This window comes from Paraburkholderia sp. RL17-337-BIB-A, assembly GCF_046025895.1.
GTDB lineage: Bacteria > Pseudomonadota > Gammaproteobacteria > Burkholderiales > Burkholderiaceae > Paraburkholderia > Paraburkholderia fungorum_C.
The window spans coordinates 3,613,570-3,629,141 of sequence record NZ_JARESY010000001.1; the positions used below are offsets into that span (position 1 = coordinate 3,613,570).

10 protein-coding genes and 3 pseudogenes are annotated in these 15,572 nt (G+C 58.0%); 2 read left to right on the forward strand and 11 right to left on the reverse strand.

Features of this window, described 5'->3' with window-relative positions; translation table 11 throughout:
• Window positions 1-46: 46 nt before the first annotated feature.
• Both P0D84_RS16175 and P0D84_RS16180 read right to left on the reverse strand, forming a co-directional pair.
• The gene (locus tag P0D84_RS16175) at window positions 47-817 is read right to left on the reverse strand and encodes a hypothetical protein (protein WP_408339856.1); all 771 of its coding nucleotides are present in this window, start codon (window positions 815-817) and stop codon (window positions 47-49) included.
• 36 nt (window positions 818-853) lie between these two features.
• A pseudogene (locus P0D84_RS16180) lies at window positions 854-1,257 on the reverse strand (IS5 family transposase); the annotation flags it as partial.
• 257 nt (window positions 1,258-1,514) lie between these two features.
• Between P0D84_RS16180 and P0D84_RS16185 the strand changes: the two are divergent.
• Complete coding sequence (locus P0D84_RS16185; protein WP_408337958.1) at window positions 1,515-1,796, forward strand: tyrosine-type recombinase/integrase; 282 nt, start codon at window positions 1,515-1,517, stop codon at window positions 1,794-1,796.
• A gap of 171 nt (window positions 1,797-1,967) precedes the next feature.
• Here P0D84_RS16185 and P0D84_RS16190 read toward each other — a convergent pair whose 3' ends face one another.
• From P0D84_RS16190 to P0D84_RS16230, 9 genes and pseudogenes are all read right to left on the reverse strand, one after another.
• Window positions 1,968-2,426: a transposase gene (locus tag P0D84_RS16190; protein ID WP_408337960.1), complete on the reverse strand. Its 459-nt coding sequence runs from the start codon at window positions 2,424-2,426 to the stop codon at window positions 1,968-1,970.
• A 288-nt stretch (window positions 2,427-2,714) separates the two neighbouring features.
• A complete protein-coding gene (locus P0D84_RS16195) occupies window positions 2,715-5,435 on the reverse strand; it encodes a GMC oxidoreductase (RefSeq protein WP_408337962.1) in 2,721 nt (906 codons plus the stop codon).
• Between the two features lie 984 nt (window positions 5,436-6,419).
• Window positions 6,420-7,226, reverse strand: a pseudogene (locus P0D84_RS16200) (IS5 family transposase).
• Between the two features lie 367 nt (window positions 7,227-7,593).
• The gene (locus P0D84_RS16205) at window positions 7,594-8,619 is read right to left on the reverse strand and encodes an IS110 family RNA-guided transposase (RefSeq protein ID WP_408337964.1); all 1,026 of its coding nucleotides are present in this window, start codon (window positions 8,617-8,619) and stop codon (window positions 7,594-7,596) included.
• A gap of 278 nt (window positions 8,620-8,897) precedes the next feature.
• Window positions 8,898-9,122, reverse strand: a complete 225-nt coding sequence (locus P0D84_RS16210) for a hypothetical protein (RefSeq protein ID WP_408337966.1) — start codon at window positions 9,120-9,122, stop codon at window positions 8,898-8,900.
• Between the two features lie 117 nt (window positions 9,123-9,239).
• Window positions 9,240-10,069: pseudogene (locus P0D84_RS16215) on the reverse strand (IS5 family transposase).
• 114 nt (window positions 10,070-10,183) lie between these two features.
• Complete coding sequence (locus tag P0D84_RS16220) at window positions 10,184-11,443, reverse strand: glycosyltransferase family 4 protein (RefSeq protein ID WP_408337968.1); 1,260 nt, start codon at window positions 11,441-11,443, stop codon at window positions 10,184-10,186.
• The gene (locus P0D84_RS16225) at window positions 11,425-12,534 is read right to left on the reverse strand and encodes a glycosyltransferase family 4 protein (protein WP_408337970.1); all 1,110 of its coding nucleotides are present in this window, start codon (window positions 12,532-12,534) and stop codon (window positions 11,425-11,427) included. Before P0D84_RS16225 ends, P0D84_RS16220 begins: the two co-directional genes overlap by 19 nt.
• A 231-nt stretch (window positions 12,535-12,765) precedes the next feature.
• The gene (locus tag P0D84_RS16230; protein WP_408337972.1) at window positions 12,766-12,954 is read right to left on the reverse strand and encodes a hypothetical protein; all 189 of its coding nucleotides are present in this window, start codon (window positions 12,952-12,954) and stop codon (window positions 12,766-12,768) included.
• Between the two features lie 992 nt (window positions 12,955-13,946).
• On the opposite strand from P0D84_RS16230, the gene P0D84_RS16235 reads away from it, so the two are divergent.
• Complete coding sequence (locus tag P0D84_RS16235) at window positions 13,947-15,533, forward strand: amino acid adenylation domain-containing protein (protein ID WP_408337974.1); 1,587 nt, start codon at window positions 13,947-13,949, stop codon at window positions 15,531-15,533.
• Window positions 15,534-15,572: the final 39 nt, after the last annotated feature.

The window sequence follows — 15,572 nt, forward strand, 5'->3', positions numbered from 1 at the left end:
AGCGATCCTGTCAGTAGCCCTCGCTCAAGCATAGACCATATGTCCGCTAAATCCCTGACTTATGAGTAAACCGCTTACCCCAGCCGGAGATGAGCTGCTGACGATTCAGCTGCTCCGCCGTTTCACCCTCGGTGTACTCGTCGAGAAGCCGGTCCATTTCGGCAACGACTGCGCGTGGGGTCTGCCGTAATATCCACGCTGGCATGGATAGCGGCACATGTAGCGTATGCGTGGCGCCGCCGTTAAAGCGTATCTGAACGCAGATGTCTGCACCCTTGAGCAAAGTCACGTCAGCGATGAGCAGTCGCGCCATGCGCTTTCGCTCGCGATCAGGTGTGCGCGGATCGTTCCACAGACGAGGGAAGTCTCTGGCTAGTGCCATGATGCGCGCACGCTGTTTGTCGTCAAGTCCGGCATGATCAGCCTCACGCTTCTTTTCGTAGCAATCCTGAGCTTCGGCGAGATCGCGAAGCGCATGGTTCCATTCCGATTCAAGCGAGTCCGCAACCAATCGAATCGCTGGATCCACCTGCATATAGCGGCGACGCGCCAGATCGGCCTCGTAGCGTGCCCGCTCGAACTCCTGGCGGTGCAGTCGGTCGCGCTCTTCAGAACGGCTGTCAAGTTCTTCCTGTACCGCCAGCGCGACCTCAAGCGTGACCGGCGTGACTGTCTCCGCGAGCAACCTGCCAACAGCATCGTCAAGCTCGCCACCGTGAACATGCTGGCATACCGGCCGCCCATGTTCGATGCCGTGACGCTGGCACATGTAGTCCGGCACCCTGCGGGTGCCTTGGACGTGATAGCGCACCGTCATTCGCTCACCGCATCTGGCGCATATCGCCAGGCCCTGCATGTGGTGCCTGGAACCGGGTCGCGAGCGATCCGTGGGGTTCGGGCCAGTTTTTCGCCCGCCCCAACAGCGCGTACCGACGAGGAATCGACGGCAGCGTATGAAAGATCGATCTGCCCGGCCTCGCGCAACTTGTCGAGCAGCAGTTCGTACAGTCGATCCCATACTCCTGCTTTGCGCCAGTCGTTCAGTCGTCGCCAGCAGGTCGCGCCGGAGCCAAAGCCCAATACGGTCGGCAGGTGGTTCCATCGCAGACCGGTTTTCAACACGAACAGGATGCCATTCAACGCCGCCCGATCCGATACGCGTGGGCGACCAGGATGCTCTTTGCGCCGATGCTTGGGCGGCGGCAGTAACGGTTCGATCAGTGTCCACAACTCGTCATCAATGATCGGCGCTTCCATCCCTTAGGTTCCCTTGTTCAGACATCCAAGGTTAACAGCTTGCCGAGAAAGTAAACAGCCCCCTCAGGGGTTTTTGAACTGACCTCTAAGGAACACTTGCACGCCTGTGAGTGCAAACGGTTCAAGCGTGTAAGCGACTGTGATTTGCGCGGAGCACGCGCATTTCTGCGACACCTCCGAGAGGCGAGCGTGATCTCCGCGGTGGAGCAAACCGCGACTGGATCGACGATGCCACCGCTGTTCTTGCAGTTTTGCGAGTGGATGCGCCGGCATCACGGGATGCGGGACACGACTCTCAATACTTATCGGCGGACGATTGCCTTCGACATTCATGCGCCCTTTCAATCCTGGAATCGACGGGTGACATTCGCAAAGTCGCGTTGTGGCTGGGGCACGCCAGTACCCAAACGACGGATCAGTATTTGCGGGTCGATACAACGACACTGCTCGAAACCATGAACTCAACTGTCCCGCCGACCCTCCGGAAGGGACACTTTCGCGCACCCGATCAACTCATTGAACTTCTGAGGACGGAGTAGGCGCACGCAATATTATGCGGAGTGGAAAAGTGGTGCGCGACAGGATTTTCCTTGCTTGTGCCATCCCACTCCGCAGAAAAATGGACTCGCTGAATACCCGACTTCATCGGCACTACGGGCCTCTCCGTCATCCCAAGACGCCCGGCCTGTCCCTCACGGGCATCCGATTGGTCATTCCTGGCCACGCCAAGGGACTTCCCGTGTTGCGTTCGCTTTCCTTGTGTACATGCCGTCGCCACCACCACGGCGCAGCGACTGGGCATCCTGCCGGCTCATTCGCCCAGTCGCATCAGCCTTTTCCGATAGGGTGTTCGGGTCGGCCTGCGCATCGTCCTTTTCGAGGTTTGCTCGGCGTGCCGCGCCAGTTGCGTCAACGGCGCTGTCCTCCGGATCGTGCACGATGACCGGCAGCAATGTACAGTCGTGCACAGCCGATCCGAGACGACCCACGTGATACTGTCGGCGCCAGTCGAAGACCGGGTTGGCGTTCACCTCATGTGCGCGGGCGATCTCCGCGACTGAACGCCCACAGGACAACGTCTCCTCGACAATCCCACGTTTCTCCCCGGTCGCGCGCCGACAGTACTTGCGCACGGCCCTAGTTTCTGTGAGTTCGGCGACTGTGTCCATGATTTCGTTTCTGCACACAGTGACATTTGTGTCCAAGGGCAAGCATGGCGTCAGGGATGCAGGGTCTATACGGTCATGGACGAATTGTCACAATCCAGCAGTCGATCCGAGTTTGCTCACAGCTCCGCAGCGTCAAATAACAGTATCAGTCATGCCGATGACGGGCTATTCGATACGATTGCGCGCGGGGCAATTGCCTCGCTTGCGAGTTCGGCCCATAAGACGCAATTCGCATTGATATGCTAACCCGGGTAGCGCCACGCCAGACATCGAAAGGCGTAACCTTGGCTAGTTATCCGCACGAATATCGAAACCTGTCGACCTAAGCTTGCTATTGTCGAGACGGAAAAAGCCCATTGGGTACCTGGTGAAAAAAGATCGCCCCACTGCGAAATCTTTCAATACGTCGAACAGTAATGGCAAATGAATACCCGGATTCAGACCGGCATGCCTGTAAAATTCGCTGTAGGTAGGCGAATTCGTATCGGCGACATTGAATGCTTCTGCTCCGGTCTGGTAGTCGTTTTTTGCCGAGACGCGAAGCAAGTGCGTGATGGCTCTGGCGACATTGCCGGTCGAAATGAAGTGACTGTTTCTGTAGAGTACGAAAAAGCGCTTCTTACGGCTCCAGTTCAGCGACTGCTCGAGATAGCCAGATTTTTGTGCCAGCGCGATGCGGTACAGATCGACGTGCATCCGGTTGGAATAATTACCGAGGATCTCTTCGCCCAGCCGTTTGCTACGCGCATACTCTCGCATTGCACGCGCTGCAAAATACTGCTTCTGCAGCGGCAAATTCACGTCGATCAGCGGCGTGCTTTCCGCCACAAGCCGACGACAAGGTGACCCATAAACTACCATTGAGCTAGCCTGTCCGAAATACTTCACGCCATTGCGAACGCAGGCCGCGGCCAGGCGCTCGAGATTGGTCACATTGGTGGTAAGCATGTGCGGCATGCCAGGAAGACTCGCCGCCAAGTGAATCACAGCCGTGACGCCTTCAACGAGTTTGTCGAGGACCTCGTCAGCCAGATTGTCATCCGCGAAATCAGCGTTGACCCATTGAACTCGCGGATCTGACGGGATCTTCCTGTGAAAATGCCCACGTACGCGAAAACCGCCTTTCAGCAGGTTCTCGATAACGGCCGTTCCCAGATTGCCGGTGCCACCGGTGACAAGGACAAGCGGACTCTCGGCCTTCTCTTGAACAGGTTGTCGCATCGCGGGGTCCGCCAACTCGGACAGCCGTTGTGCCATCATCCTCGACTTCAGATGGTCAGCCAGACGGATCGCCATGGCCACTATTACCATGGTGGGATTTGCATGGCCAACGGTGGGAAACACGGATGCCCCCGCAATGTACAGGCCGGAAATGCCGTGCACCTGGCACCTCTCATTCACGACGCTCGTTACAGGTTCGCGTCCCATGCGAGTAGTCCCCGCGGTATGCGCCATGTCGTACAGATCGATTGCGGAGGTGTTGCCGGCGACGATTTCGGGCGCGACGCAGAATCCTTCGATTCCCGCCGCGCGCAGGTCTTCATCCAGCAGGCGCGCAAACGTCAACACGTCCCGGCGCAGGGACTCGCCAGCATCGAAGATCACATGTGCAATTGGTAACCCGAGCCGGTCACGTTGGTCCGAAAGGATCACGCGGTTCTCAGGAGAAGGCGGCTGCTCGCAAATCACGTTCAAGGTGATTTTCTTGATTTTGCGGCCGGTCCCTTTAGCTGCGTAATCCCGCGCGGCAAAATTGGGGCTGAGTTTCACCGTGGCATCGACAATAAAACGTCTGACGCGCGTCGGCAGTTTAGGCGAGCCCAGCACTTTGCGTCCCGTGTAACTGATCACCAAGCGCCAACTTTTTAGCACGCGTACGAAGTCAGCAATATGCTGTTTGCTCTGACCCGTCACCAGTCGCCGAAACGAGAGTAACGGATCGTCATCGGAGAAGTGAATGTTCGTGTAGACCGCCATATTCGGCAAGCGCTCTTTTCTCTGTATTTCCGGTCGGAGACACAAGCCGTGAGAATACATATACACACGATAGTTCTGTTGCAATGCAAAGAAGCCGAGGATGCCAGCGGCCCGTTCTTGCGACTCCGTTGAAAAGGCACCTATCGCCATGCTTGGATGATCCATAAGATATCGCCCGACTGTGTCGTGACTATTGCCCAGCGCATGCCCTGTCTTGTTCTTCGATATGAGAAGCAGCCGAGCGTTTTCTATTGCACCGGCAGCCAGCACGACGGTCGTCGCTTTGATGACGAAGCGTCTTTTTGCCGACAACGTCGATACAACTTCCACCCCTGTCACCCCATCGGCGTCCGTGTTCACGGAACAGACTGTGGCGTTCAATAGGACCGTCACCCCTTCGATATCCAGAGAGCGAAAATCCGGCCCGAAACGCATAACGTCAGTCATGTTTTGACGCGAGCGTGCGAATTGCCAGAAGAAAGATTCGACATATTTTGATTTGCTGAACTCAGCCGGTTCTTTCACTTTCGACGCAGCCCAAAACTGCCGGTCATTGATCAAGGGTCCGAGGTCTAGTAGCTCAGCTGCACGGCGAATATAGGGGGCGAGAGCTGCATCGTCTATTGGCCAGCCCGAATTGCTAATCCAGCTCCGCTCCGAAAAATCGATAGCGTCGAATGGCGCTACTTTGCCCGCCCACGCGGCAGTAGATCCCCCTAATACACGACACCGCACCCCGAATTTTTGATTTTGCGCCGACCAAAACTTCATCTGGTATGCATGCGCTGTCTGACGTGCGCCCTGCAAACGGGTCTCGTGACTGGTCTCGGAAACTTCAACCGAGTTTAAGGCCTCATGTTCTGGAGTTTCCTCCAGTGCGCCACTTTCAAGTACACCGATTACCAGACCGAGTCCGGCGAGTCCTCGAACAACAGTCAATCCAGCCGCTCCACCACCCACAATCAGGATATCGAAGGATGTATTGTCCAGAGGAGCTTCTACATCATACTCGAGGTCAACATAACGTGTCATCTGATGCACCTATTCTCAAAATGAGATGAAGCATGTTGGAAAAGTCGTTTGCGCTAGTCACGGTCAATCTCTTCAATCTTGAGATCAATCCGGTTCAATCTGAATCGCTGGACGTCTCAGGGAACCTTGCCAATATCGCCCACGGAGAAAGTTCCTATGGTAAGAATCGGGATGGATCGGATGAAATACCTTTTCAGGCAAGCCTGTCTCTGCACCATAGACGACCTCCAGATTTTCCAAGCCGATCAAGGCACCCGCAACCTTCAGGTCGAAACCTCGCAGCAGCAAGATTTGTGTCGGCCTAGATTTCATTCGTATTGGTGGACATCGCGCATCGAAAATAATCCGTGAGAGGCGCCATTGAGGAGACGCACTTAAATGAAAAAAACGTTCTGCGTGTCGATTGAAAGTATCGTCCGCACATCCTTTTCGATCAGAACTTTTTTGTATGTTACTAGCCGGATTGTCCGAACATAGAGCAACCTCGCTGCCGTTGGCCATGAACGAATTCAAAGATGCGAATTCTAACCATCGGCACTGCGCGCAGGAGCGCAACAGGGTGCTCGCAATGTTACGGAATGTCTCGTTGGAGGCTACATCAAAACAAATGCGATGTTTATGGCATGTCTCTTTTCGCAAGATTAATGTCCGACCGGGTGTGCCTGCGTAGCGAGTCAGCTGCGTCGATCTCGCGCATCTCGCATCCCTCGCCTGCATCTGGTTGACGACCTGAGAGACATCGCAGAGCTTTTGTCGCATTTTCTGCAATGTCGGGCTTTGAAGCCCGGGTAGCGCTGGGCGGACCCGAGGCGCCTGTAGTCGCTTCCTAATGGCAGTCCAGCCCAATTCCGTAATTCTTGATCTGCGGATGCCTGATACGGATGGACTGCAGGTATGCGAGATTTGGCGTCTCTATCTTGCGCCTGATGACTTGGTCATTGTCGCTCATACCGCGCTGTCGCTCGTTGGCGCGTTTAGAGGGTGCTAGGCACTTTTGTTAAGAGCTACGAAGTGGACAAGCATAAGCATGGCGAATACGACGAAGTGCAAACCAGCCAGGGTTTCGGGCAATCGCTCGTAGTCTCTGGCCAGTCGGCGGAAGCGGTTAAGCCAGCCGAAACTGCGCTCGACCACCCAGCGGCGCGGCAACAGCACGAAACCCTTTTTCGCCTCCGACAGCTTGATTACCTGAAGCTCGATTCCTTCGTCGAGTGCCGCCTGCGCAGGCTCTTCGCCGGTATATCCCTGATCGGCGAACGCTACCTTGACCGTCTGGCCCGTGGCCTGCTGAACCTGACGTGCCAGTTCTCCGACCTGCGCGCGTTCCTGTTCGTTGGCCGGCGTAACATGCACAGCAAGCAATTGCCCCAAAGTATCTACCGCCATGTGGACCTTGCTGCCGCGTTTGCGTTTGTAGCCGTCGTAACCGGCGCGAGGTCCACTTTCGCAGGTCGACTGCAGCGTGCGCCCATCGAGAATGACCGCGCTGGGCTGGCCCTGTCGGCCCTGCGCGACCCGGATGATCGAACGCAGGTCGTTCACCATGGCCTCGAAGCAACCCGCCTGAATCCAGCGTTGCGTCTGCTGATAAACAAGCTCCCACGGCGGAAAATCATTTGGCAACAGACGCCACGGCGCACCCGCGCGTACGATCCAGCGCAGCGCGTTGAACATCTCGCGCAGCTCATAGCGGCGCTGCGGTGCGTCCTAGTTCATCAAGGTCAGGTACGGAGCGGCGAAGTACCACTCTTCATCCGATACATCCGTCGGGTATGGCCTGCGTTTTTTCATCCTGCCAGGATACCAGGTCCGGCAAAAAGTTCCTAACACCCTACAAGGGCTCCCCGTTGAGCGCAAGCTCAATCGAAGTTCGCTGTGATACATGCTGCAATGCCGCGCCGGTCTTGTGAGAAGGTGAAGGACTGCGGTTCTACAACCGGTCATGTTGGGCTAATAGCCCGGACCCTGATGAAAGACGCGCACGGAGGCCTCATTCTCTAGCCGGGAATGGATATCCCCGCTGTGTTAGTCAGGTATGCCCCGCGCGGGTCCAACCCGCTTCACATCACCGCAGGCAGTGCAAAGTGATCGTTTCTATGTGCTCATGATGTCCGCACTCATATCTCGTTGGCGTTTGATCGGCAGGCTCGAACCGAAATCAGTCGGCTATTGGGTCGAGCTTGAAGTCATCGCCATATTTCAGCGAGGCCCATGCCAATCTCGCGTTCTTTGCGGCGATCGCGATCGCTGCCCGCCAGTAGCCCCGGCGTTCGACCAGGGTTCGGACCCACCGGCTGAAGCGGTCCTGTTTCTCGCCGAGACTGGCAATGACGGCGCGAGCTCCGTTGACCAGCAGGCCGCGCAGGTAGGCGTCGCCTGCCTTCGTAATGCTGCCCAGCCGCGCCTTGCCGCCGCTGCTGTACTGCCCGGGCGTAAGTCCGATCCAGGCTGCCACCTGGCGGCCGTTTCTGAAGTCGTGCCCGGCACCGATACTGGCGAGCAACGCGCTTGCTGTGGTTGGGCCAATGCCGTGCAACTGCATGAGCCTCCTGCTACGCGCGTCTTCACGCGCGATCTCGGCGATCGCGCGATCGTATTCGAGCAGGCGGTCCTCGATATTGCCGGCATGCTCAAGCAGATCGCTGATACTACGCTTCGCCCAGCCAGGCAATGTGTCCAGATGTTCCGTGATGTGCCTGCGCAACTTATCCGGGCTCAGTGGCAGCACCACGCCGAATTCCGAGAGCAGGCCTCGCAACCGGTTGTAGGTCGCGGTCCTCTCTTCCACGAAACCTTGTCGTGTCCTATGCAGGCAAAGCGTTGCCTGCTGATGTTCGTCCTTCAGCGGTACGAAACGCATGCTCGGGCGCGTCACCGCTTCGCAGATCGCAGCGGCATCCGCCGCGTCGTTCTTGCCACGCTTGCCGGACATGCGATAAGGCGCCACAAGGTTGGGCGCCATGAGTTTGACCGTATGGCCGTGCTGCTGGAACATGCGAGCCCAGTGATGTGCGCCAGAGCACGCTTCCATCCCGATGAGGCACGCTGGCAACTGCGCGATCAACGTCACCAGCTGATCGCGCGGAACACGCGGCCGGACCAGCATCGCTTTACCTGCTTCATCTACACCATGAACGGCGAATACATTCTTGGCAAGATCGATTCCGACAGTGACAATAGGCATGGACTTCCCCTCTCGCTGGTGTTGATGAACGTTCGAAACTTCATCATGGCACGTCGATGCCGACTCGCGGCTTCCGCCGCAGCCTCGGGACGGGGAAGTCCCTTTCATTCTCTAAGCAGCTGGTCAACGTCGGGGGCGCTTGCTGTTTTAAACCGACCGCACTGGATGATTTGTGCGGCATCGTGCGCTAATTGCGACAGGCCGCGTAAGCGTGGCCCGCGATAAGATTTTGTGGTGAAGGCGCGAGCGCATCCGGACCGGTCAGCCCCGACTTTCGGTCACAGACTGAAGCTGCAGCCGATAGCCGCCACCAGATCCTCTGCCAGCACAGGCTTGCGCAGCAGAACGGCATTGTCTGGCAAACCCATGGGCACAACGTCAAGATCGAAATCGGCGCTCATGAAGATGATCGGTACGTGCGGATACATCTCGCCTGGCACGCGTGACAGCAGCGCGCCGTTCGTCCCCTGCATCCCCAGATCGGTCAGCACCAGGTTTGGCACAGCGGTCTCATATCATCAGGTATCCAATCTAAACCGTCCTTTCCGTTCAGAACGTGCCGTGGGTCTGAAATGTCCGACGTGTTGACTGATTTGATCGGAGTTCCACGCAAAAAGCCTTTAGAGACGGAATCGAAAAGGCTGCTCCGTTCGTCTGAAAATGTTCCAGCAGACGAGGGAGCGACCGAATTTGAGAAATGCTTCGTGAATGTCGGCCCGACGTTCGAAGTGAATGCGAAGACGACGGAAGTTGTGAAGCTACGCATGAGTACGTTCGACAACCCAGCGGAATTTGCCCAGACCACTGCCGTGTTCTGTCCGGCGCTTGGCAATCACCGGCTTGATGCCCCGCTCGCGAAGTTTCTGGCGATGCGCCTCGGAGTCATAGCCACGGTCTGCGTAGATGACCTTGAGTTTCTGAAGCGGCAGGCCACGTACACCGCGAATCGGTGGAACGGCATCAACCAGCGGCAGCAGCTGGGTGACGTCGTTGCGATTCGCGCCTGTCAGTGTCGCGCTGACAGGAACGCCATTGGCGTCTACGAGGATGTGGTGCTTGGAACCTGGTCGCACGCGATCCGCGGGGTTCGGACCAGTTTTTCGCCCGCCCCAACGGCTCGCACAGATGAAGAGTCGACGGCTGCGCGCGAGAAATCCAGTTCGCCGGCCTCGCGTAACTTCGCCAGCAGTAGCTCGTGCAATCGCTTCCACACGCCAGCCTTCTGCCAGTCGCGCAACCGTCTCCAGCAGGTTGAACCCGAGCCAAATCCTAATTTTGTCGACAGGTCGCGCCAGCGGATGCCGGTCTTGAGCACGAACAGGATGCCGTTCAGTGCAGCTCGGTTCGCAACCGGCAACCGGCCCGGATACTTCTTGCGCTGTGGTTTTGGCGTCGGCAGCAATGGCTCGATTAGTGCCCACAGTTCGTCGTCAACAATCGGCGCGCCCATCGTTGGTTCCAGTTGCTCAGATGGCCAAGGTTACTGTAACAGCTTGCCGAAAAGGCAAACAGTCCCCAAAGGGGTCTTTTTGATTCCGTCTCTTAAACAACGGGCGGCGGTTACTCAAACCACGGCTTTAGCCGTGACTTCCTCTGCATGCGCATCGACAGGGCCCGGCCGCCGGGCAACCTCCGCTCCCTTCAATCGCGTCGTCTCATGGATAGCGCGCACTGCATCAAGCATCTCTTTGCGGAACCGCTCGGGAGAAAAACCCAGGGCGTTGCGTCGACATGCAGACGCATCGAACGGTCCTGCCGCTTCAAAGCGGTGAACTGCGTCCACGATGTCTTCGACACTCTGATGTTCGAAAAAAAGACCGGTTCGCACATTGCGGTCATCTGAATCAATGACGGTTTCGAGTGCACCACCGCGCCCATAGGCGATGACCGGAGTGCCGCACGCCTGGGCTTCGACCGGCACGATCCCGAAATCCTCCTCGGCCACGAATACGAATGCACGCGCCCGCCGCATGTGATCGATCAGCACATCATCCGGTTGGTAGCCGAGCAGCACGACATTGGGCGGCGCGATCGCCCGGATCTTCTCGAAATCCGGGCCGTCCCCAATCACCACCAGTCTGCGCGTAGGCATCGCAGCGAATGCTTCAACGGCGAGCGCTATCTTTTTGTACGGCACAAAGCGCGACGCGGTCAGATAGAAATCCTCGCGCACTGCACCCGGCGTGAACCGTGCGACGTCGACAGGAGGAAAGATCACCTTCGCCGGATAACCGTACGCCTTGCGAATGCGTCGTGCGACGTAAGCAGAGTTTGCGATGAACAGATCGACGCCGTGCGCCGTACGCTGGTCCCAGATCCGCATGTAGTGCAGCAGCGACCGAGCGATACAGCTCTTGATGCCCGAGGACAGGCGCGCCTCTTCGAGATACTGATGCTGCAGATCCCACGCATAGCGGATCGGTGAATGCACATAGCTCACGTGAAGCTGGCCAGGGCCGGTAATTACACCCTTGGCGACAGCGTGGCTCGACGAGATCACCAGATCGTAGCCCGAGAGGTCAAACTGCTCGACAGCAATCGGCATGAGCGGCAGATAGGTGCGATAGGAACGGCGAGCGCGCGGCAGGCGCTGGATGAACGATGTGATCGCGTGCTTGCCAAGGAGCGCGTCGCGATGCTCCTCGGCGAGAAAATCCACGACGCTATACAGGTCCGCCTCAGGCCAGATGCGCAGGATCTGTGCGAGCACGCGTTCCGATCCTCCGTACGTGGTGAGCCATTCGTGTACGACAGCGACGCGTCCGAACGGGCCGGTGGCGGGCCTGTCTGTCACGAGACGCTGGTTCAACGATGGGCGAGCCATGGCGAAATCTCCTTGAGCAGGGTGAGCGCGCTAGCGCGCCATGAGTGTCGGGCGGCCTGCGTATAGCCGCGCTCGCGCATCGATTTGCGCAATGTGGCGTCGCGCATCACCTTGTCCATCGCGCTCGCGAGTTCGCTTGCGCAATACGGTGAAATGTAAAGTGCGGCGTCTCCACACGCTTCCCGGATCGACGGCAGGTTCGAGGCTATCACCGGGCAGCCGAGGGTCATCGCTTCCACGGGCGGCAGCCCGTAGCCTTCGTAGAGCGACGGGAATACAAAGCATGCCGCGTGGTGAAACAGGTCTTTCAATTCGGCATCGGACACGTAGCCCAGATGTTTGACGAACGGCGGCAGGACTTGCTCGTCCGCATTGAAGATCGGGAGATTCGCACCGACGATCACGAAGTCGTAACTTGAGGCTCCCAGCAGTTCGATCGCGTCGATGACGAGCCGGAAGTTCTTGTGGCGGCTCGCACTGCTAACCGCAAGCACATAGGGCCGCCTGCCTAGGTCATATTTCCGCACGACGTCACCGGTTTCGGTAGCACGCAGGATATGCTCGCCACTTTCGGGCAAGACGCCGATCTTGGCAGACGGAATACGGTATGCGCTGGCGATCTCGCGCCGCGAGAATTCCGACACCGTCAGCACACGGCGCGACACGCGGCCGATGCATGGGGCCATCACCGCGTACCAGGTCCTGAATGCGCGCGTATAGGCTTCCGGAACCCGAATTGGCGCAGCGTCGTGCAGCACCGTGACCTGATTGCGAAACAAGAGCGGCCCTGCGTTACAGAGGTTGAGCAGAAGCGTGCCGCGCGCGGCGAACGGCAGGCTGATCTGTTCCCAACGCTGCCCCGCCCCGGCCACGGCTCGCACATTCAACTGCGGAAACGTCCCGGGCGCCAGCTTCACGCCCACCGGCACGAGGACGTCGATAGACAGACCGGCTGTCTGCGGATCCTTCGCGGCGACAAGCTCGTCGAGTTCGCGCACGACCTCATAGGCGAAGCGGTCGACGCCAGTCGGACGCCGCCCGAGAAAGCGGCCGTTGATCGAAATGTGAGAGGACGCGTAAACGGTCGCCATTATTTTCGGTACTCCAGAGCGTAAGCGCTTTAGGTGATGGTCTCGTCAGCCGCACTGCGCGGGACAGGTCCGTGAATCGGCAAGGCGCGGTCATGCACTGGCACCGTGCCATTACCTCCCGCGGTGAGGAGCGCGAATCTTCCATCGCAATTACCAGGCATCGGCTCGCTCCGTACGGTCCACAACTCACAAAGGTTGCCGCCGCGTCCGCAGGTGGTCCGGGGACGCGGCTCACATCCTTACTTGCCCGCAGTTGACACAGGCCGCTTGCCTGCCGCCGCCCTGCAGCTGCCCGAGCGTTGCGAGCCATGCGCGTGCTCGCACGACAAAAATGCCGCTGTTCCCTAACACGTACAAGAAGACGTCACCAAAAATCAGGTCGACGCGTTTCAGAAGATTCTGTTCACGCTCATTTTTCATTCAGATCCGGCAACATTTCAACCCAGGAATCGTTTAATTCCTAATAATCGTGACGACTCCGTGCTCGAGCAGAAAACCGGTGCATACCACCGCGCGTTTGTCGCCAGGTGTCTTCACGTTCTCGTACTGTTCGAGCAATGTCGCCAATTCCGCCTCGACTGCCCGCTGGATCATCTGCGTGCACTGCGCTGGATGAGGTGACCCAAGCTGCCCACGTTGCCGCTGTACGGTTGCCCCCCTTCCTCCGCCAACTCGCTCATTGGTGGCGGATTTCCGTCAGCGGGTTGTTACTCCAGACAAGTAACGTTCGCGGCCAACCGCCACTGCCTTCTGTACGCCCCGTGCCAACAATCCATACACCCGATCCGACGCTAGCCTTGAGGCATTCGAACACCAGAGCAGTCGCTCACAACAATCGGCAGCGTAGCGCGCCGACAGTCTGCAATAGTCGTTAATGCATGTTCCCTGCCGGAAAGTTTGGCGTCTGTGCGGAGCCGAACGTTTGAATGTCCGCGTGAAAGATCGCGCGAATTCCCGTATATGACCGAGGCTGTGGAAAAAGGAAATTCCCCCGTTTTTCATGAGAACGTTCAAAAAGTGGGATCCTTCCCCGTTTTCGCACGTTCGGGCCGTTCCGCATTTTTCTAAATCAAAGCCTGTGGGCGGTATCGCACAGAGGGCGGCATCCATGAAATTTAAGCTTCCTGAAACACTCGGCATTGCAGGGCGTCGCGCGAACACCATTAGCCTGCCGTTTTGTTTGTGTAACAATCCTCTGTGACGGCAAGGGCAGGGCTGGGCAAGTCCAACGCTGGAAGTGCGACGTAGCGAATCGCGTTACGCGAACACACGCCAATCGTCTGCACATAGCGTCCGAAGAGGCGAAAGTTAGGGCTAACTTGCCGCTTCAAGACTGCCCGACATTGACATCGTCTGGAGCCGAAGATTCGGAACGTTACCCAACGTAACTTTTGATAAATCGAGGCGTTCAAATGTTGCATAGCTTTTTCTTTGATACCGCAGCCAGCCAGCCCAAGAGTCCGGCTCTATGGGCCGATGAGCACCTCTACGAATACGGCGAAATTGAAGCTCGCGCTCGTCGCGTGTCAGCAGGACTGAGAGTGGCCGCACCGGCCGGGGGCGCCAACCGCTGTTTGCTGTTCGCTTCGCGCAGCGTCGACGCCTACGTCGGCTTGTTGGGCATTCTGGACGCCGGTATGGCCTATGTGCCGCTCATCCCGAAGTGGCCGGCCGCGCGGATCGCGGCGATCATCGAGCAATCCGGTGCACCGCTAATGCTTGTCGATCGCCGCTGCGCACCCTTGCTCGAAGAAGTGCTGTCCTTGCTCGATGAGTTCCCACGGATTTTTCTGATCGACCAGAACACGGACGATCCGCACCTGCCGCCCGTTGCCGATGGGCTATCACGGCTGCAAGACGCGCCGTATGTGCGACATGAAGGCACACCGCAAAGCCTCACCTGCATCCTCTTTACCTCCGGATCCACGGGTGTTCCCAAGGGCGTGCCTATCTCACACGCGAACACCGAGGCGTATGTGCGAGGCCAATTGCAGCTGGAAGATAATTGCGAGAAATTGTCCGAAGCGCGCTACGTGCAGTTCTGCGAGCTGAGCTTCGATCCGTCCATACACGACATGTTTGTCTGCTGGGCGAACGGCGGCTGCCTGTACGTGCCTGAAACCGTCGATCCTGTCTATAACGCAGGCTTCATCAAGACTCACGAGATCACCCATTGGAATAGCGTACCTTCCGTGGCCGGCTTCATGCGTCAACTGCGCAAATTGAGACCCGGTGAATTTCCGAGTCTTCGCTTCACGCTGTTCGGCGGCGAACCCCTTTCTTGCTCGCTGGCGCTGGCATGGATGCGGGCCGCACCGAACAGCCGCCTCAGGAACATTTACGGGCCGACTGAAGCGACCGTATCCTGCACTTCCTTCGAGGTCACCGCCGAGTTCCTCGACGATCCACAACAGGTTTCCGTACCGCTTGGCTGGGCGGTCCCGGGCATGGACCTGGTGATCGTGGATGCCGATCTCGAACCCGTCGCCGCCGGGCAGACGGGCGAGTTACTGATCGGTGGCCCGCAGCTGGCAGATGGCTATCTGCTGCCCAGCGAAGCCGGTAACAGTCGCTTTATTGCGAAGATCTTTCCGGGCCAGCGCGCACAACGATGGTATCGGAGCTCTGACGCTGCGCGCGAGTCAACGCGACACGGAATCGTGTTTCAGGGACGACTCGATACGCAGGTCAAGATTCGCGGTAACCGGGTCGAACTGGAGGAAGTCGAACATGTCGTCCAGGCCTGCAGTCATGCTGCGCTATGCGCGGTCGTCCCATGGCCGCTCGACGAAGTCGGCCGTGCTATCGGCCTCACCGCTTTCGTGACGAATTCTTCTGTCGAAGTCGCGCAGATTTTGCACGCGTGCAGGCAGCACTTGCCTGTCTATGCCGTACCTGAACGGATCGTTGTCGTCGACACGTTACCCATCAACGTGAACGGCAAAATCGACAGGAAGGCCCTCGCCGCGGAGTACATGCGCGGCCAGACCATCGGCTAACGCTTAGGGACCGGAAGCACCCAGGCGAAATTGCAGCAC